12 protein-coding genes are annotated in these 19,270 nt (G+C 72.0%); 3 read left to right on the top strand and 9 right to left on the bottom strand.

Going from position 1 to position 19,270, the window contains the following annotated elements:
• Positions 1–12: 12 nt before the first annotated feature.
• Positions 13–480 (bottom strand): hypothetical protein, encoded by a 468-nt coding sequence (locus EZ242_RS18955; RefSeq protein WP_135286776.1) that lies wholly within the window; start codon positions 478–480, stop codon positions 13–15.
• Between the two features lie 454 nt (positions 481–934).
• Here EZ242_RS18955 and EZ242_RS22115 point away from each other — a divergent pair, with 454 nt between their 5' ends.
• The 3 genes from EZ242_RS22115 to crcB all read left to right on the top strand — a co-directional run bounded on the left by EZ242_RS22115 (position 935) and on the right by crcB (position 2,257).
• Entirely contained in the window at positions 935–1,072 is a 138-nt protein-coding gene (locus EZ242_RS22115) for a hypothetical protein (RefSeq protein WP_167784864.1), read from the top strand.
• A gap of 151 nt (positions 1,073–1,223) precedes the next feature.
• Positions 1,224–1,886 (top strand): endonuclease III, encoded by a 663-nt coding sequence (gene nth, locus EZ242_RS18960; protein ID WP_135286777.1) that lies wholly within the window; start codon positions 1,224–1,226, stop codon positions 1,884–1,886.
• Complete coding sequence (gene crcB / locus EZ242_RS18965; RefSeq protein WP_135286778.1) at positions 1,883–2,257, top strand: fluoride efflux transporter CrcB; 375 nt, start codon at positions 1,883–1,885, stop codon at positions 2,255–2,257. Before nth ends, crcB begins: the two co-directional genes overlap by 4 nt.
• Before the next feature lie 2 nt (positions 2,258–2,259).
• Here crcB and EZ242_RS18970 read toward each other — a convergent pair whose 3' ends face one another.
• The 8 genes from EZ242_RS18970 to EZ242_RS19000 all read right to left on the bottom strand — a co-directional run bounded on the left by EZ242_RS18970 (position 2,260) and on the right by EZ242_RS19000 (position 18,759).
• Positions 2,260–4,491: an ATP-binding protein gene (locus tag EZ242_RS18970; protein ID WP_167784869.1), complete on the bottom strand. Its 2,232-nt coding sequence runs from the start codon at positions 4,489–4,491 to the stop codon at positions 2,260–2,262.
• Positions 4,488–5,075: a TOL_0243 family YfiR-like periplasmic protein gene (locus EZ242_RS22120; RefSeq protein WP_167784871.1), complete on the bottom strand. Its 588-nt coding sequence runs from the start codon at positions 5,073–5,075 to the stop codon at positions 4,488–4,490. Before EZ242_RS22120 ends, EZ242_RS18970 begins: the two co-directional genes overlap by 4 nt.
• Entirely contained in the window at positions 5,072–6,973 is a 1,902-nt protein-coding gene (locus tag EZ242_RS18975; protein WP_167784872.1) for a TOL_0244 family TonB-dependent receptor, read from the bottom strand. Before EZ242_RS18975 ends, EZ242_RS22120 begins: the two co-directional genes overlap by 4 nt.
• A 218-nt stretch (positions 6,974–7,191) precedes the next feature.
• The gene (locus EZ242_RS18980; RefSeq protein ID WP_167784873.1) at positions 7,192–9,477 is read right to left on the bottom strand and encodes a hypothetical protein; all 2,286 of its coding nucleotides are present in this window, start codon (positions 9,475–9,477) and stop codon (positions 7,192–7,194) included.
• 210 nt (positions 9,478–9,687) lie between these two features.
• Complete coding sequence (locus EZ242_RS18985) at positions 9,688–11,127, bottom strand: efflux transporter outer membrane subunit (RefSeq protein ID WP_135286782.1); 1,440 nt, start codon at positions 11,125–11,127, stop codon at positions 9,688–9,690.
• Positions 11,124–14,315, bottom strand: coding sequence for an efflux RND transporter permease subunit (locus EZ242_RS18990; protein ID WP_135286783.1), 3,192 nt, complete (start codon positions 14,313–14,315; stop codon positions 11,124–11,126). Before EZ242_RS18990 ends, EZ242_RS18985 begins: the two co-directional genes overlap by 4 nt.
• The gene (locus EZ242_RS18995; protein WP_135286784.1) at positions 14,312–17,482 is read right to left on the bottom strand and encodes an efflux RND transporter permease subunit; all 3,171 of its coding nucleotides are present in this window, start codon (positions 17,480–17,482) and stop codon (positions 14,312–14,314) included. Before EZ242_RS18995 ends, EZ242_RS18990 begins: the two co-directional genes overlap by 4 nt.
• Positions 17,479–18,759 (bottom strand): efflux RND transporter periplasmic adaptor subunit, encoded by a 1,281-nt coding sequence (locus EZ242_RS19000; protein WP_240787164.1) that lies wholly within the window; start codon positions 18,757–18,759, stop codon positions 17,479–17,481. The genes EZ242_RS18995 and EZ242_RS19000 overlap by 4 nt, the downstream gene beginning before the upstream one ends.
• Positions 18,760–19,270: the final 511 nt, after the last annotated feature.

Here is a 19,270-nt window from a genome sequence, read left to right on the forward strand (position 1 = left end):
AGGGCCGGGGTCTCAGCTGAATTCGCTGCGCGACGCGTGACGCTCCAACGCTTCACGGATCCACAGGCGCACGAGAGGGAGATCCCGCGGATGTGCGGCCTTGGCGGCGGCCCACTCGGCCAGCGCCGATTCGCGGGTCAGGCAGTCGGCCCCAGCCCCGTAGAGGCTCGCCAGCGTCTGCAGGGCCGCGATGGTCTCCCAACCCTGGCCGCTGATGGCCTTGCGCAGCGCGATCACATCGTCCAGCGCCAGAACGTCGCGGCAGGCGTCGAACGCGGCCGACAGGAAGTAGCGCTGGCTGTCCCGCGGCATCCGTGAGCCGAGCACGAGCGCGCACACCTGCTGCAGCACCTCTGCGGTCATGGACTTGCTGCGCATGGCGGACTTCAGCTGTTCGAGCAGCTGCCGACGCATTTCATGATCGGGTTGATCGCTCGCCAGGATGCGACCGAAGCTGGCGACCAGGGTCTTGGCGTCCATGCGTGCCGGCGAGGTGAGGCCCGACAGGGAGGGACTGGCACCTTGCGAAGCCGCGTCGAACGAACGCCGACGGGTGTCGCTCTTGGTGTCGGCCCCCCTGGGTCGCAGCGTGGTGCCCGACGTACTGGCGTTGGGTGAGCGATCGGAGCCCGGAACACCGACGGAATGCGACCGCGGTCGCGTCACGCGTGTGGGGGTGAGAAACGCCGATCCAGGGGAATGCGATGACCCGGGCGTGCGCACGGCGACAGTGGGCGGCGCCACGGACCCGGTCGCCCCGCCCTGCCTGGTCAGGTTCGGCGCCACTTGCTCTGGCGCAAGCGCTGGGCCGGGGCTTCGCGGCGCCGCGCCGGGGTCCGGTGTGTCCGCGCGGGCTTCCAGCGCGAGGACGTCGCGGCTTCCAAGCGGGACGGGCATGACCAGATCCGGCGCGGCCCAGGTGTCTTGATAGGACGTGCTCGTGCGCGAGGCGCAGCAGGCGAAACACGAGCGGCCGCCCCACCATCCGGTCTCGGGCGGCGTCGCTTCCTGGGCGTCGAGCCGCTGCGCGGGCGGTGTCGCGATTGCCGCCGCGCTGGACGCGCTGCTGTGATGGGAGAGGTGTTTTCCGGTTCTTTCCATGGATGCTCCTGTGAGGGTGGATGGGGACCGGGCTGGGTAACCGCGCGGCGGCCAGCGGCCGACCCGCTTGCTGACTGCACCTGACGCGCCGCCCGTCGCACCGGAACTACACTCGCAAGCCCATGAAACGCCAGGACATCGAGCCCTTCTTCGCCACCCTGGCCGCGGCCAACCCCGAGCCGCGCACCGAGCTGGAATACAGCACCCCGTTCGAGCTGCTCGCGGCCGTGCTGCTGTCGGCGCAGGCCACCGACGTGGGCGTGAACAAGGCCACGCGCGTCCTGTTCCCCGTGGCCAACACGCCGCAGGCGATGCTCGATCTGGGCCTCGAACGGCTGGAGGACCACATCAAGACCATCGGCCTGTACCGCAGCAAGGCCCGCAACCTGCTGGAGACCTGCCGCATCCTCCTCGAGCGCCACGGCGGCGAGGTGCCGCGCAGCCGCGAGGAACTGGAGGCTCTGCCCGGGGTGGGACGCAAGACGGCCAACGTGGTGCTGAACGTGGCTTTCGGTGAGTCGACCATGGCGGTGGACACGCACATCTTCCGCGTGAGCAACCGCACCGGCCTGGCCCCCGGCAAGACGCCGCTGGAGGTCGAGCAGAAGCTGCTGCGCCGCGTGCCCGCGGCCTTCCTGCAGAACGCGCACCACTGGCTGATCCTGCACGGGCGCTACGTGTGCGTGGCCCGCACGCCGCGCTGCTGGGAATGCGCGGTCGCCCGCTGGTGCGACTACCGGCCCAAGACGCCGGCGCCCGCGAAGCGCGCGGCCGGGCGCGCATGAACGCCGTGCTGGCCATCTGCGCCGGCGCCTGCGTGGGCGCGCTGGCGCGCTGGCAGCTGTCGCTGTGGCTGACGACCGGCGCCTCCTGGCTGCCCCTGGGCACGCTGGTGGCCAACCTGGCCGGTGGCTGGCTGGTGGGCCTGGCCATCGCGGGCTTCGATGCGCATCCCGAACTCGACCCGGCCTGGCGGCTGGCCCTGGTGACCGGCGCACTGGGCGCGCTCACGACCTTCTCCACCTTCTCCGCCGAGACCGTGCTGCTGCTGCAGGCCGAACGCGTCGGCCGCGCCGCGGCGCTCGCGGCCATGCACCTGGCCGGCTCGCTGGCCCTGACCTGGCTGGGCCTGCGCTGCGGGCGCAGCTGGTTCTAGGATTAGTCCTGCGCCGGTGCGAGGCCGGGCCGGGCCGGCAGCTGCGCGAGCAGCGCCTCCACCGCGGCGACGTCCACCGGCTTGGTGAGGTGATGGTCGAAACCCGCATCGCGCGCGCGCTTCCGGTCCTCCTGGCTGCCCCAGCCCGTCAATGCCACCAGCAGGACGCGCCCGAGCCGCGCGTCGGCGCGCAGCCGCCGGGCCACTTCGTAGCCGTCCATGCCGGGCAAGCCGATGTCCAGCAGCACCAGCTCCGGCTGGAAGGAGGCGGCCAGCGCCAGCGCCTCTTCTCCCGCATGGGCTGAGCGCGCCTCGTGGCCCAGCATGTCCAGCACCGTCACGAGGGTCTCGGCCGCATCGACGTTGTCATCGACCACCAGCACGCGACTCGCGCCCGCCTTCCAGCCGGCGTCCACGCGCACGGGCACATCCTCCGCCGCGCTCGGGGCGGCCAGGCAGGGCAGGCGCACGGTGAAGGTGCTGCCCTGCCCCGGGCCGGCGCTGCTGGCCGTGACCGTGCCCTGGTGCAGCTCGACCAGGCTGCGCACCAGGTACAGGCCGATGCCCAGGCCGCCCTGGGCGCGCTCCATCTGGCGGTCCACCTGGGTGAACAGCGAAAACACCGACTCGAGCATCTCCGGTGGAATGCCCACGCCGGTGTCGCGCACGGCCACGACCGCCTCCAGCCCCTCCTGCCGCACGGACAGCTCGATGCGGCCGGCCGCCGGGGTGTACTTGGCCGCGTTGTTCAGGAGGTTGCCCAGGGCCTGGGCCAGCCGGGTGGCATCGCCGGTGAGCTCGATGTCCTGCGGCGGGACGTCCACCAGGAGGGCGTGGCCGCGCGCGGCGATGGCCGGCCGGCTCAGCTCCACCGCGGTCTCGATCACGCGCGACAGCTGCAGGCGCGTCATGTCCAGGCGGATCTTGCCGTTGGTGATGCGCGAGATGTCCAGCAGGTCGTCCACCAGTCGGATCAGGTGCATCAGCTGCCGCTCCATGGTGTCGCGGGCGCGCTGCGAGGCCGGGCCGTTGTCACGGTCCTTCTTGAGGATGTCCAGGCCGCTGCGGATCGGCGCCAGCGGATTGCGCAATTCGTGCGCGAGGGTGGCGAGGAATTCGTCCTTGGCCCGGTTGGCGTCCTGCAGCACCTGTTCGGCCTGCTTGCGGGCACTGACGTCCACGATGGAGCCGGCCATGCGGAAGGCCCGGCCGTTCTCGTCGCGCTCGGACATGCCGGTGACCAGGAACCAGCGCCACTGCCCGTCCCGATGCCGCAGGCGGCATTCGCTCTGGAAGGGAAGCCCGCTGGAAAGGTGCTCGCGCAGCGCCTGGCGCAGCGCGGGCCGGTCGTCCGGGTGCAGCAGGTCGTCCACCAGCGTGGGCGCGTTCTTCAGCTCGTCGTCGGCGTAGCCGAGCAGGCCCTTGAAGCGCGGCGCGTAGAAGGCGGTACCCGCACGCAGGTCCCAGTCCCACAGGCCCGCGCTGGTGCCGCGCATCACGAGCTGGTAGCGCGCTTCGCTGGCGCGCAGGGCCGCGTTGGCCGCCTGCAGCTTTTGGGCGCGCTGTTCCAGGTCGTCCAGCATGGCGTTGAAGCCGTCGGCCAGGGCCTGGGCCTCGTCGTCGCCGGCGTCGGTGCGCGGCAGCCGGCGCGGGTGGCCGCGCAGGATGTCGCGCGCCACGGCCGTGACGCTTCGCAGCGGCGCCATGGCCTGGAGGTGCAGGCGGCGCGAGAGCAGCAGCGCCGCGGCCAGGCTGGCGGCCATGACCAGGGCGAGGGCCAGGAGGAACTCCAGGGCCGAGCCGACCAGCCCGTGCTGCACCTGCAGGTACAAGGTGCCCACGCGCTCGCGGTCGGCCATCACGGCCCGCCACAGCACCACCTGCCGTGCGTCCACCTCCATGCCGTCCTGGTCGGCCGCCACGGCCGGCACTTGTGCGCCGCGCGGCGCGAAGGTGGCGAAGAGCTGGTCCTTGTCGTCGTAGAGCGCGGCCACGGTGACGCGCGGGTCGGCTTGCAGGGCGGCCAGGCTCGCCTGCGCGTCGCGCCGGTCGCCGAAGGACAGCGCCGGCGCGCTGGCCAGGGCCACCATGTCGGCCTCGGTGTGGACCGACTGGCGCAGGCTGCGCAGTTCGCGCTCGTGCGCGAAGGCCAGCAGCGCGAGGCCTGCCACCGCGAGCGCCAGGAGCGTGCTGCCGGCCAGGATGCGGTCGAGCTTGCGACGCAGGGACTTCATGGTGTCCGCTCCTCGACCGCCTTGGCCACGTTCAGCAGGCGCGCGGCCAGGCGCAGCGACCTCGCCTCCGCCGCGCGGGGAGACGCGGTGAAGCGCAGGCGCCCGTCGTCCTGCACGAAGTTCAGCGCGGCGCCCGGCGGATGCGCCTCGTCCTGGTCGGTCACCACCAGGAGCGGCCCGGGCGGCAGCGCCGCCAGCGTCTCGCGCAGCCGCGCCGGGTTGCGCCGGCCCACGTAGAGCACGTGCGCGTCGCGGGCCCGCGCGGCGGACGGCACGCGCCACACCACCACCGGCCGATCCTGCACTTTGCGCCCCTGCACCATGTGTTCCAGGTCGGCCGCCACGGACTCGTCGTCGAGCACGCCGATCACCAGTGGCTGACCGGCTCCGAGGGCGCCCACGGGCCAATCGACGAAACCGGTGAAGCGATAGAGGAAGGCGGCCTTGACCGCGCTCTCGCGCGTCGGGCCCGCGTCCTGGGCCTGGGCGCCCCCCGATCCCAGGCCGAGGGCCAGCACCAGCAGGCCGGCGGCGATCCGCAGGAGCACGCCGTGCGGCGCGAGAGCGAAGACCGGGGGGGTCAAAGCGTCCAGACCGCCTGCAGGGCCAGCCGCCGCTCGATGCGGCTGGGCGACGGTGCACTACTGAATTCCACATGCCCGCCGTCCAGCAGGTTCTGCCCGAGCAGCGACACCGACAGCGCGGGTGATATCCGCCAGCCCAGGCGCAAGTCCAGGGCCGTGTACGACGGCACCCGCGGCAAGGGCAGCGCGCCCACGCGCCGCAGCGCTGCGTCGAGCTGCACGCCCCGGCCCAGGTCGTGGTGCGAGCGCAGGCTCCACTGCGCGCTGGGATCGTTGCCCAGGTCGGGGAAGGCGGTGCGCGGATCGCCGGCGAGCGTGGACGCCAGGCGCGTGCGCTGCGCGAAGCCACCCGCTTCCAGCCACCAGTCGGGCCGGGCCTGCCAGCGCAGCCAGCCCTCCAGGCCGGTGGTGTGCCCGTCCACGAGGTTCTCCACCGTCAGGGGGACCTGCCCGGGAATGCCCGCACGCAGGCCTTCGATGCGGTGGTGATAGAGCGTAGCGGACCAGTTCAGCGTGTCGTCGATCCGGCCGTTATGCCCGAGCTCGTAGGCCACGACCACCTCGGACTCGAAGCGCGGGCCACCCGCGATGAAGAACGGTGCCTGGCCGGGAATGAAGACGTCGCGATCGATGCGCGAGGGCGCACGCACCGCCCGCGACACGCCCGCCCAGCTCGTGTGCTGCTCGTCATGGCGCAGCGCCAGCCGCAGGTTGGGCAGCAGCTCCCAGCCGGTGTAGCTGTTGCGCTCGGCCTTCAGGCCGGTGGTGAGCGTCCAGCGCTCGGCCAGCCGCTGCTGGTGCTGTGCGAAGGCGCTGAACCAGCTCAGCGTGCGCTGTGCGGGCTGCAGCGCGACCAGCGGGCTGGGCAGGTTGTCGTCATCGGCCTGCCGCCAGCCCAGTCCCCAGAGCAGCTGCTGGCCGGTCGGGCGCAAGGGCTCGTGGCGGAACTCCAGGTCCCACACGCGCGACCGGTTGCGCAGCGCGGTGATTTCGTCGCGCTCGGCGCGCCAGGTGTAGGCCTGCAGGCGGTAAGGCGAGCCATCGCGCAGGCGGCTCGTCCAGCGCGCGAGCAGGCTGCCGCCCTCGTGGCGCGGCGCATCGCGCGTGGCGGCCGCGTCGCCGGCGCGGTGCAGGTCGCCCGTGAGCATGAGCTCGCCGGCGTCGGCGTCCCAGTCGGCGCGGAACCCGAGCTGCCGGCGCGAGCGGGCATCGTCACGGGCCGTGCCGTCCAGGCGCACGGTGTTGTCCATGTCCGTCGCGATGCCGTAGACGCGGACATCGGCCGGCCCGAGCCGGCCGCCCCAGCGCAGCGTCTCGCGGCCTCCCGAATGCGAACGCACGACGGAAGCCAGCGCACCCTGCGTCTGCGCCGCCGAGCGCGTGACGATGCTGATGACGCCATTGACCGCGTTGGCTCCCCACAGCGTGCCGCCCGGGCCGCTGACGACCTCGATGCGCTCGATGTCCTCCAGCACCACGTCGTGCATGTCCCAGATGACGCCGGCGAACAGGGTCGAATAGATCGTGCGTCCGTCCAGCAGCACCAGCAGCTTGTTGGCGATGACGTCGTTGCGACCCCGGGCGCTGATGGCCCACACGCCCGCGTTGGTCTGCGCCACCTGCAGCGTCGGGGCCAGGCGCAGCACCTCGGGCAGGCTGGTGGCCGCCGAACGCCGGATGTCCTGCGCGGTGATGACGTAGACCGAGGCCGGCGCGTCCTGCACCGCCTGGGGCCGCCCGGAGACCGACGTGACGCGCAGCTCCCCGAGCTGCTCCAGGGTGAGGTCGGCAAGCGACTGCAACGCGACGCGCGTGTCGGCGCCCGCGACGGCGGGTCCGACGAGCAAGGAGGCCGCCAGGCCCCAGGGCACCACCATTCTTCGCAGACCACGCCGCATGCCGTCTCCAGTGGCGGCGATCATAGTCCGGCAGAGCCGCCGCGCGGGCCAGCGCGGCAGGAATTGACCTCGTCCTACACAGGCACGGGGCGATCCTCCTGCTGCCCGGAAGACTCGGCTGCTAGCGCGACAGCGCGTCGAACTTGTCCTGCGGCTGGGAGTGACCTATCCCGCTTCCCAATGCGCACCCCCGCATCGGCCAGACGCTCGTTGGCCTCTCAGTCCAGGCCTGCGCCGACGGCGTCAGGGGGTGCTTGCCGGAGACCTTGCGATCCGCCGGCCTGACGCTGTTCCCAGGCCTGATTGATCAACGTCGTTCGATTCTGGCGCTCGAGCCACGCGAAGCGGATATGCGCCTGTGCGGGCCGTGCCGTCGCCTTGGCATCGGACCGCCTCAAGGCTTGAGCACGCTGCCACCAGGTCTGATCGGGCCGGGCTTCTCTTCGCGCGTCGGCGCGGCTGATGTGCGTCATGGCCTGCTCGAACGCACGCAGCGCGTGCACGCTGAAGTCGAGACGACGTGCCTCCGCGTCCGCGTCGGCTTTGCTCTCGCCGGCTTCGAACTGCGGCAGGCCGGCCATCCGCCGGACCGCGTGTTCGAGCTGCGCCTGGCTCGTCTGCCGCTGCGTCAGCTGCATCAGTGCGACGATCAGCTGAGCCTGACCCGCGAAGGGTTGCGCGTCGGCCACCGCATCGACCATCCGCATCACCTCGTCGGGACTGAGCAGTCCGTGGACCAGCACGCCTGACCGCGTCGCTTCGCAAGCACTCAGGCGTCCCGCCACGTCCGCGTACACCCGCGCCTGGTATAGCAGCTCGGTGCCGCGCAGCAGGTCTCTCAGTTGCGACGCCACGTTGCGGGGCAGGTCCGCCGCCTGGGCTTCGAGGCTGCGGGCGATCACGGACGAAGAAGGTCTTCTTTTCCCGGTGACCAGTCCCTGCAACACCGGAAGTTCGATCGCCGGGCACGCATCGGGTGAGCCTCGCGTGATGAGCCGGGTCAGGAAGCCATCGGTCAGGGCGGTGGCGGCGGGACCTGCGTCGACGGCGTGGATCCGGCGCAGCGCCGCGGTGAGCATGTCGATGGCGAAGTTGCCCAAGGGCCACGTCGGTAACGCGGCCAGTTCCAGCAGCAGCTCGACGCGACGTTCCGCCGGGCAGTCCCGCGTCATCACGACCTCGGAAATGGCTTCGGCAAGCGCCTCCTGGTCGAAGCCATCCGCCCTTCGAACCAGGTCGACCATGCTGGCAAGGTAGCTGTCTGCACGCACTTCAGGATCGGCCTCTTGCGCCTGTGCATGGAGCAGTTCGCAGGCAAGCGCAAGCAGCCGCGCGGTCAGCGGTATCGGCGGCTCATGGAGACAATCGCGCAGTCGTTCCAGTCGGCCCGGGCCCTCGGGTAGCCGGGATAGAAGCGCATCGCAAACGCCGGGCATCGGCAGGGCCCGCAAGATGGCACGGCCAAAAGACCATTGCACATCGGGCGACACGGCGCCCGCTGGCACGCCCCGATGCAAGCATTCGATGAGGACCCCGCCGATGCGCTCTCGAGGGGACGGTCTCCCAGGGCGTGGTGCGTCCTCCGGCACGTCCTTGCGCCGGGACATGTGGCCTGCCATCGTCGCCAGCGCTCTGGATCGATCGGCCCAGTTGCACAGCCCGTCTTGCGCCATTCGGGTCAGTGGCTCCAGTACCAACTGCTGGAGGGTGCTGGCAGGGTTTCCATGCGTCGCATCCATGCTCAGGTCCAGGGCGCGCACCGTGAGGCGCGCGACGGCCTGGGCAAGATCATCGCCGCCGACTCCGCCGACCCCGATGGGGTCCGCCATGCTCATCTCGCGCAGCGTGCGCAGGCGCTGGATCACGTTGGCAATCTTGTCCAGTTTCTGAGCATTGGCGAGCTGTACGACCCGCTCGAGTTCTTCACGCGGTGTGGTGGTCGGCAAGTCCTCGAGTCCGTGCAGGGCCTTGAAGTCCGCTCGCGCAGCGTCAAGCCTTTGCTGCTCTGCGCGACTGGCCGATCCGTCGCGGATGGCCGCTACTCGCCGCCCCGCGAGACCGCCCAGGCACAAGCCCAGGAGCCCGGTACCGGCCGCGCCGAGTGGACCCAGGGGGAGTCCGGCCGCCACGCCGATTCCGGCACCGATATAGGCGCCAGCCAGCACTTGTTTGGTGCCATCCACGCCACGTTCGCTCAACTTGATCGCGCCGTTGACGGGTTCCCGAGGGTGGGCGCGAGCGCTCGGCAGGTCAGGCGTCGGCCCTGCGACCTGCGGATGCCGCTCGGCCACGGAGACGGGTGGTGATCGGACGGAGTCGTGGGGATCGCCCCAGGCAAGCTTGACATCCAGGCGCGGACCACCACTGCCTGCTCCTTTGCCAGGACCGTGCTTGACATCCAGGAGCGGACCACCTTGACCACCTGTGCGGGGATCGCGCTTGACGTCCGGGCCCGTGCCGTGCGGCGCGGACGTGCCGGCTGGCGGTCTGGAAACAGGAAGCATGGCTTTTCTCCGGTGGAAGATGCCGCGGACAAGGTCCAGGCCCGCCTCACGACGCCGGGCCGACGCCGCCCGTAAGGTGGGGGCCGCTGATCAGTGGCCCAAGAACCTTGTCAGTTCCCTGACACGATGGGCCGGCGCCTGCGCACGGCGAAGTGTCTGGCGCGACAGGCGTCGATGTCGCCCTGCCGCTATGCAACCCCGGCCAGGGCCTCAAGGGGCGCGCCAGCCGCCCCCGAGCGCCTGGATCAGCGCGACCGCGGCGAGCTGGCGATCGGCCTGCAGCTGCACGAGACTGCGACGCGCGTTCTGCGCCGTGCTCTGCGCCGTGATGACCTCGTTGAAGCCCACCTGCCCGGCCTGGTAGCGGTTCATCACCTGCTGCTCGGCGAGGGCCGCGGCGCTCGCCGCCTGCTCGCGCAGTGCCTGCTGTTCGCGCAGCAGGCGTGCGGCCACGAGCTGGTCCTCGACCCCCTGGAAGGCGCTGAGCACGGTCTGGCGGTAGCGCGCCGCCGCCTGCTCCAGGCCGGCACGGGCGGAGTCGAGCTGCGCCTCGCGCGCGCCGCCGTCGAACACGGTCTGCGCGAGCGACAGGCCCAGCGCCCAGACCAGGTTGCCGGCACTGAACACGTCGGCGAAGGACGCCGCGCCCAGCCCCGAGGAGCCGGACAGGCGCAGGCTGGGGAACCAGGCGCTGCGGGCCACGCCCCGCTGCGCATTCGCCAGCACCACGCGGCGCTCGGCGCCGACGATGTCCGGTCGGCGCAGCAGCAGCGTGGAGGGCAGCTGCATCGGCACGTCGGGCACCAAGGCCGGCACCGCCGCACTGCCGCCGGCACTGCGGTCCTCGATGGCGAAGTTGCCCGGCGCGCGCCCGACGAGGACCGCGACCGCGTGTTCCAGCTGCGCCCGCTGGCGGTCCAGCGTGAGCAGCTCCGCCCGCGCGTTGGCCAGCTGCGTCTGCGCCTGCAGCACGTCGGTGCGCGCGACGATGCCGGCCTCGTAGCGATTGCCCGTGATCTGCAGCGTGCGCTCCAGGCCCTGCACGATCTGGCGCAGCAGCGCCCGCTCCTGGTCGATGCCGCGCAGCGCGATGTAGTTGGCCGCGAGCTCGCCCTGGATGGACAGGCGCGCGGCGGCCAGGTCGGCGGCGCTGGCCTGCTCGCTCGCTCGCGCCGCGGCCACGGCCTGCCCGAGCCGGCCCCAGACGTCCGGCTCCCAGCTGAAGCCGATGCTCAGGTCGTAGCTGCCGCGCGTGGGCGTGCCGCCGCGCCCGCCGCCCCGGTCCGCGCTGGCCCCGGCGTTGACCGAGGGAAAGAGCGAGGCGCGCTGCTGCGCGACCAGGGCGCGGGCCTGCGCGTACGCCGCGACGGCCGCCGCGAGGTTCTGGTTGGAGACCTCCACCTGCTGCGCCAGCGCGTTCAGCGCCGGATCGCCGAACAGCTCCCACCAGGTGCCGCGTTCGAGCACCTCGACCGAGGCCGTGGGCACCCAGGCGCCCTCCCCCTGCTTGAAGGCCACGGGCGTGTCCACGGCCGGCGGCGGCGGATCGGCCGCCGGTGCGGTGGCGCAGCCGGCCAGCGCCAGGACCGTGGCCAGCAGGGAAGCCAGGAGGGCGCGCGGCTGATGGCGTGCGTGCGAGGGAGCTGTCATGAGGTCTGCAGGTCGGAGTGGTGCACCAGCTGGTCTTCGCGGGGGCCGCGCCGGCGCAGCTTGTCCAGCAGCAGGTAGACCACGGGCGTGGTGAGCAGGGTGAGCAGCTGGCTGGCGACCAGGCCGCCGATGATGGTGATGCCCAGGGGCCGGCGCAGCTCCGCGCCGTCGCCGAAGCCGATGGCCAGCGGCAGCGCGCCCAGCATGGCGGCCAGCGTGGTCATGAGGATGGGGCGGAAACGCAGCAGGCAGGCCTCGCGCACGGCGTCCACCGGCGCGAGGCCGCGGGCGCGCTCGGCCTCCAGGGCGAAGTCGATGATGAGGATGGCGTTCTTCTTCACGATCCCGATCAGGAGGAACACGCCGATCAGGGCCATGATGGAGAAGTCCAGCTTGAAGATCATGAGCGCCAGCACGGCGCCCAGGCCGGCCGAGGGCAGCGTGGACAGCACCGTGACCGGATGCACCAGGCTTTCGTACAGCACGCCCAGCACGATGTAGATCACCGCGATGGCCGCCACGATCAGCAGCGCCTGCTGGCCCTGCGACTCCTGCGCCGCGCGGGCCGTGCCCTGGAGGCTCCCGCGCACGTTGTTCGGCAGGGCCACCTCGGCTTCGGCCGCGCGGACCGCCTCCTGCGCGTCGGGCAGGGTCGCGCCCTCGGCCAGGTTGTAGGAAATGGTGGTGGCGAGCTCGGCGTCGTCATGGCTGATGCTGGCTGGCGTGGGGCGCTGCGAGAAGCGCGCGATGGCGGCCAGCGGCACCATGTTCCGGGACGCCGCGCTCAGCGGCTGCCCCGTGGCCTGGTCGCGCAGCCCCGGGTTGACCGCCACCGAGGCGGCGCCGGCCGAAGCGGCGCGGGCCGGCACGTGGATATCCTTGAGCGCTTCGGGGCTGCGGATGTAGCGCGGCGCCACCCCCAGCACCACGCGGTACTGGTTGCGCGCGTCATACACGGTGGCGACCTGGCGCTGGCCGAAGGCGTTGTACAGGGCGTTGTCGATGTCGCGTGCGCTGATGCCCAGGCGCGAGGCCAGCTCCTGGTCCACCTCCACATAGGTCTCCACCCCGTATTCCTGCAGGTCCGTGTCCACGTCAACCAGCGCCGGCTGGCGCTTCATGGCCTCGGCCATCCGTGCGGCCCAGCGCTTGAGGTCGGCCTCGTTGTCGGTCCTGAGCGTGTACTGGTAGGTCGAGTTGCTGGATCGTCCGCCCATGCGCAGGTCCTGCACAGGATTGAGGAACAGGCTGATGCCCGGCACCTGCGCGAGCTGAGGCCGCAACCGCGCGATCACCGCCTGCCCGCGCTCGCCGGCCGGCCGCTCGGACGCTGGCTTGAGGTTCACGAACATGAAACCGCCGCCGGCGCGCCCGCCCCCGGTGAAGCCGACCACCGTGGCCACGGCCGGGTCGGCACGGATGATGTCCACCAGCGCGCGCATCTTCTCCTGCATGGCCGAGAAGGAGATGCTCCGGTCGGCCCGCACGCCGCCCATGATTTGCCCCGTGTCCTGCTGCGGGAAGAAGCCCTTGGGGATCTGCACGAAGAGGTACACGTTCAGCGCGATGGCGCCCACCAGGATGGCGAGCACCAGCATGCGTGCCTGCAGCGCCCAGTCCAGGCTCAGGGCATAGGCCCGCTGCAGGGCGCCGAAGCCGCGCTCGAAGATGCGGGCGACGCGGCCCGGCCGGTGCGCCGTGTCCGGTCGCAGCAGCCAGGCGCACATCATGGGCGTGGTGGTCAGCGAAATGAGCAGCGAGATCAGCACCGCGGCCGACAGCGTGACCGCGAACTCGCGGAACAGGCGCCCGACCAGCCCGCCCATGAAGAGGAGCGGTATGAACACCGCCACCAGCGACAGGCTGATGGACAGCACCGTGAAGCCGACCTCCCGCGCGCCGAGCAGGGCGGCGCGGAAGCGGTCCATGCCGCGTTCCATGTGGCGCGCCGTGTTCTCCAGCACCACGATGGCGTCGTCCACCACGAAGCCGGTGGCCACGGTGAGCGCCATGAGCGAGAGGTTGTTCAGCGAGAACCCCAGCAGGTACATGACCGCGAAGGTGCCCAGGAGCGAGACGATGGTGGCCACCGCCGGGATCAACGTGGCCCGCGCGCTGCGCAGGAAGGCGCTGACCACCAGCACCACCAGCACGATGGCGATGGCCAGCGTGATCTCCACTTCCTCCAGCGAGGCGCGGATCGAATACGTGCGGTCCGAGGCCACGGCGATGCGCACGTCCTGCGGCAGCGCGGCCTGCAGCTCGGGCAGCAGGTCGCGCACCGCGTCCACCGTCTCGATCACGTTGGCGCCCGCCTGCAGGCGAATCAGCACGATGACCGCCGGCTCGCCATTGAAAAGGCCCAGGGTGTTCACGTTCTCCACGCCGTCGCTCACCTCGGCCACGTCGGCCAGCCGAACGGCGGCGCCGTCGCGCCAGGCGACGACCAGCTCGCGCCAGTCGGCCGCGCTGCGGCCCCCGCCCGCGCTGTTGCGCGTGTAGACGGCCAGGCGCTCGCCGGCGGCGTCGATCTCGCCCTTGGGCCGGTTGCCGCTGGCCGCCTGGATGGCAGCGCGCACGTCCTCGGTGGCGATGCCCCATTTGTTCAATGCGAAGGGCAGCAGGTTGACCCGCACGGCCGGCTGCGAGCCGCCGCCCAGCTCCACGTCGCCGACGCCGCGCACCTGCGCGATCTTCTGCTCGACGATGTTGGAGACGGCGTCGTACACCTGGCCGGGCGAGCGCGTGGCCGAGGTGAGCGCCAGGATCAGCACCGGCGAGGCGGCCGGGTTGGCCTTGCGGTAGCTGGGATTGGCGCGCAGCGTGGCCGGCAGGTCGCTGCGCGCGGCGTTGATGGCGGCCTGCACCTCGCGCGCGGCGGCGTCGATGTTGCGGTTCAGGTCGAACTGCAGCGTGACCCGCGTGGACCCGTTGCCGCTGGAGGACGTCATCTCGTTGACGCCGGGAATGGTGCCCAGGCGCCGCTCCAGGGGCGTGGCCACGCTGCTGGCGAGGGTCTGCGGGCTGGCGCCGGGCAGGCTCGCACTGACCGAGATGACGGGATAGTCCACCTGCGGCAGCGAAGCCACCGGCAGCATGAAGAAGGCCGCGATGCCGGCCAGGGCCAGCCACAGCGTGAGCAGCACGGTGGCGACCGGGCGGCGGACGAAGGGGGCGGACAGGTTCATGGCGCCTTGCGGTCCGCGGGGACTTGCAGCGCGGGTGGCCCCCACCCCGGCCCTCCCCCAGCGAGTGAGGAAGGCTGTTGCCCCTCCCCCCTATGGGGGGAGGCTGGGAGGGGGGCCCGCCGCCAGCGCCTGCCCACCCGATCGAACGCGAGGTAGATCACCGGCGTGGTGAACAGCGTCAGCAGCTGGCTCACGATGAGCCCGCCGAAGATGGCCAGCCCCAGCGGCCGGCGCAGCTCCGCGCCCTCGCCCCAGCCGGCCATGAGCGGGATGGCCGCGCCGAGTGCGGCCAGCGTGGTCATCATGATCGGCCGGAAGCGCAGCAGCGCGGCGCGGTGGATGGCCTCGCGCGGCGCCATCCCCTGGGCGCGCTCGGCCTCCAGGGCGAAGTCGATCATCATGATCGCGTTCTTCTTGACGATGCCGATGAGAAGAATGATGCCGATGATGCCGACCACCCCCAGCGAATGGCCGGTCACGAGCAGCATCAGCAGCGCCCCCACGGCCGCCGAGGGCAGCGTGGACAGGATGGTCACCGGGTGCACGTAGCTCTCGTACAGCACGCCCAGCACGATGTACATGCACACCACGGCCGCGAGGATCAGCCAGAGCTGGTTGTCCAGCGAGGCCTCGAAGGCACCGGCCGCGCCCAGGAACTTCAGGCTCACGCCCGCGGGCAGCTGCATCGCACGGGCCTCCTCGCGGATGGCCTGCACCGCCTGGCCCAGCGAAGCACCGGGGGCGGTGTCGAAGCCCACCGTGGCCGCCGGGTACTGCGCCGCGTTGGTGATCTGCAGCGGCGCCTGCACCTGGCGGATGCGCGCCACCGCGGACAGCGGGGTCGGCTCGCCCGAGCCGCTGCGCAGCTGCACCTCGCCGAGCGACTGGGGCGTGGCCTGCGCATCCGGGCGGGCCTCCAGGATGACGCGGTACTGGCTGGTCTCGGTGAAGATGGTCGAGACGATGCGCTGGCCGAAGGCGCTGTAGAGCGCTTCGTCGATGGCAGCGGCCGTGATGTTCAGGCGCGCCGCGGTGTCGCGGTCGATGTCCACCAGCAGCGCCGGGCTGGACGCGCCGGCATCGGTCACCACCTGGCGCAGCTCGGGCCGCTCCTGCAGGCGCTGCACCAGGCGGCTGGCCCAGGTGGCGACGCTGTCCGCGTCGGCGGCCTCGACGGAGACGCGGTAGGGCGTGGGGCCGCTTTCGGCGTCCACGGTCAGGTCCTGCACCGGCTGCAGCACGAGGCGCACGCCCTCCACCGCTTCGCCCGCCTCCTTCAGGCGGGACAGGACCGGGGCGAGGTCGCCCGTGGCGCTGCGCAGGTTCACCAGCAGGCGGCCGGTGTGCAGCATGGTGTTGTTGGCCGCGTCCACGCCGACGAAGCTGCCGATGCTGTGCACCGCCGGATCGCGCAGCAGCGCGCCGGCCACGTCCTGCTGCAAGGCGGCCATGCGCGCGAAGGACACGGACTCCTGCGCCTGCACCCGCACCTGGAGCTGGCCGGTGTTCTGCGTCGGAAACAGGCCCTTGGGAATCCACAGCCACAGCAGGGCGGTGAGCACCAGCGTGCCCAGGGCCACCAGCAGCGTCGCGCCCTGGCGCGCCAGCACCCACTGAAGGGCCCGGTCGTAGGCGCGGACCACGCGGCCCTCCCCTCCCCCGTGCGGCAGGCTGCGCAGCCAGCGCGCCGACATCATGGGCACGAGGGTGAGCGAGACCACGGCGGAGATGAGGATGGTGAGGGCCAGCGTCACCGCGAACTCGCGGAACAGGCGGCCGACCACGTCGCCCATGAACAGCAGCGGGATCAGCACCGCCACCAGCGAGACCGTGAGGGAGATGATGGTGAAGCCGATCTCGCGCGCACCGTCCAGCGCCGCGTCCAGGGGACGCTTGCCGGCCTCCAGGTGGCGCGAGATGTTCTCGATCATGACGATGGCGTCGTCCACCACGAAGCCGGTCGCGATGGTCAGCGCCATGAGCGACAGGTTGTTCAGGCTGTAGCCCAGGAGATACATCGCACCGCAGGTGCCGACCAGCGAGATGGGCACGGCCAGGCTGGCGATCACGGTGGCGCGCAGGCTGCGCAGGAAGGCGAACATCACCAGCACCACCAGCACCACGGCCAGGGCGAGCTCCAGCTGCACGTGGTGCACCGAGGCGCGGATGCCGGTGGTGCGGTCGGCCAGCACCTGCACCTGCACCGACTCCGGCAGGCCCGTGGTCAGCTCGGGCAGGCGCTGCTTGATGGCATCGACCGTGGCGATCACGTTGGCGCCGGGCTGGCGCTGCACGTTCAGCACGATGGCCGGCTGCAGGCCCCGCGGCGCATCGGCGAAGCCGGCCCAGGCGCCCAGGCGCACGTTCTCGGCGCTCTCGACGACCTGCGCCACCTGCGCCAGGCGCACCGGCGCGCCGTTGCGCCAGCTCACGACCAGCTGGCGGTAGTCCTCCGCGCGCAGCAGCTGGTCGTTGGCGTTGATGGTCCAGGAGCGGCTGGGGCCGTCGATGCTGCCCTTGGCGCCCGCGCTGTTCGCGGAGGCGATGGCGGTGCGCACGTTGTTCAGCGTGAGCCCCCAGGAGGCGAGCGCACGCGTGTCCACCTGGATCCGCACCGCCGGGCGCTGTCCGCCGGCCACGCTCACCTGGCCCACGCCGGCCACCTGGCTGATCTTGAGCGCCAGGCGCGTGTCCACCAGGTTGCGCACTTCGGTGAGCGGCAGCGACTCGGAGGTGATGGCGAGACTCAGCACCGGCGCATCGGCGGGATTGACCTTGGCGTAGACGGGCGGCGCAGGCAGGTCGGCCGGCAGCAGCGAGCTGCCGGCGTTGATGGCGGCCTGCACCTGCTGCTCGGCGACGTCCAGCGCCAGGCCCAGGCCGAACTGCAGCGTGACGATGGACACGCCCGCCGCACTCGTGGAACTCATGCGCGCCAAGCCCGGCATCTGCCCGAACTGCCGCTCCAGCGGCGCGGTGACCGTGTTGGCCATGACCTCGGGGCTGGCACCCGGGAACAGGGTCTGCACCTGGATGGTGGGGTAGTCCACCTGCGGCAGGGCCGACAGGGGCAGCAGCCGCAGGCCCACCAGCCCGGCCAGCACGATGGCCAGCATCAGCAGCCCGGTGGCGACGGGCCGCAGGATGAATAGGCGCGACGGGCTCATGGCGCGGGCGCGGCGCCGCCCTGCGTGCCGGCAGCGCGGCGTCGTCCGGCACCGGCCGCCGCGCCGCCTTCGCCGGGCGCGCCGGGGCCGGCCCGGGCCGCGTCCGCCGGCAGGGCCACGCGCGATCCCTCGCGCAGGCGGTCCGCACCCTCGGTCACCACGCGCTCGCCCAGGCTCAGGCCCGAGACGATCTGCACCTTGTCGCCCGCGACCTGCCCGCGCTGCACCGGGCGCAGCGTCACGGTGCGGTCCGGCTGGATCACGAAGACCTGCTCGCCTGCCTGGCCGGCCCGTACCGCCGAGACCGGCACGACCAGCGCGCCTTCGATGGTGCGCAGCTGCAGTTGCACGTTGACGAACTGGTTGGGAAAGAGCGCGCCGTCGCCGTTGGCGAAGCGGGCCTTGGCGCGCACGGTGCCGGTCTGGGGGTCGATGAGGTTGTCGAAGGCGCTGAAGCGGCCGGTGGCCAGCAGCTGCGTGCGGCTGCGGTCCAGGGCCCGCGCGGCGGTTCCGGCCTGCACGGCGTCGCGCAGGGCGCCCACCAGGTCCTGCGGAACCGCGAACTCCACGTCGATGGGCGCCATCTGCGTGATGACGGCCACGCCGTTGGTGTCGCTCGGGCCCACCACGTTGCCCACGTCCACGGTACGCAATCCCACGCGCCCGGAGATCGGCGCCGCGATGCGGGTGTAGCCCAGGTTCAGCCGCGCCGTGCCCTCGTTGGCCTTGGAGACCACCAGCGTCGCTTCGAGCTGCTTGACCAGGGCCTCCTGCGAATCGACCTCCTGGCGCGCGATGGAGTCCTGCTTGAGCAGCGTGCGAAAGCGCTGCAGGGTCACCCGGGCGGCCTCCAGCTGCGCCTCGTCGCGCATGCGCTGGCCGGTGGCCTGCTGCAAGGCCATCTCGAAAGGCCGCGGATCGATCACCGCCAGCAGATCGCCCTGGCGCACCGTCTGCCCCTCGCGGTAGCGCACTTCCTGGAGCACTCCCGAGACCTGCGGGCGCACCCGCACCGTGGCGGCGGGCACGACGGTGCCCAGGGCCTCCACGCTCACCGGGAGGTCCGCGCGTTCGACCACGGCCATGCCCACGGTGGTGGGCGGCAGTGCCCGGGGACCGGGCGCCGGCGGGCCGCTGCGCGCCGGTGCGCCAGCCGCGGCCGGCGGCCGCCCCGACCCTGCCGCCCGCTCGGGCTCGCGCTGCGTGAGGCTCCACGCCAGCCAGCCCACCCCCGTGACCACCAGCAAGGCCACCACGCTGCCAAGCCAGCGCCCCATGCGCCCCAGGCGCCTGGGGGCGGGCAGGTCAGGGGCAGGGGCCCTTTCGGGCGATTGCGGCTCGGGGCGATCCATCGGCTTCCTTGGGTTCTGGGGGCGCTGCCGTCCGGCCAGAGACAGCCGGACCCGCGCGAAGCGCGGCGCTCAGTGTAGAGAAGACAGCGCGCCGAGCGAGAGCATGGGGCTCTCGTGTATCCCGCGCGTGAACTTATGGGGCGGGAGAGCAAAGGACCCTGCGGCGGGGCAGGAAGTTCCGGGGGTGCACGGGCGTGTGCGCAAGGGCTTCGACAGGCTCAGCCCGAACGGGTGCGCGCTGGGGTGCCGAGGGGCTTCGACAGGCTCAGCCCGAACGGGGGGGCTCGGCCCGCACGGAGGTGAGGGTCAGCCCGACCGGGGTGGGCTCAGCTCGAACGAAGGTGAGGCCTCAGCCCGAACGGGGTCCCTGCGAACGAAGTGCCTTGTCCAGCGGCCACCGCGGAACCGGCTTCGCCGGGCCGCTGGTGGCGCCCCC

Origin of the sequence: Ramlibacter rhizophilus, from assembly GCF_004681965.1 — a bacterium.
Classification (GTDB): domain Bacteria; phylum Pseudomonadota; class Gammaproteobacteria; order Burkholderiales; family Burkholderiaceae_C; genus Ramlibacter; species Ramlibacter rhizophilus.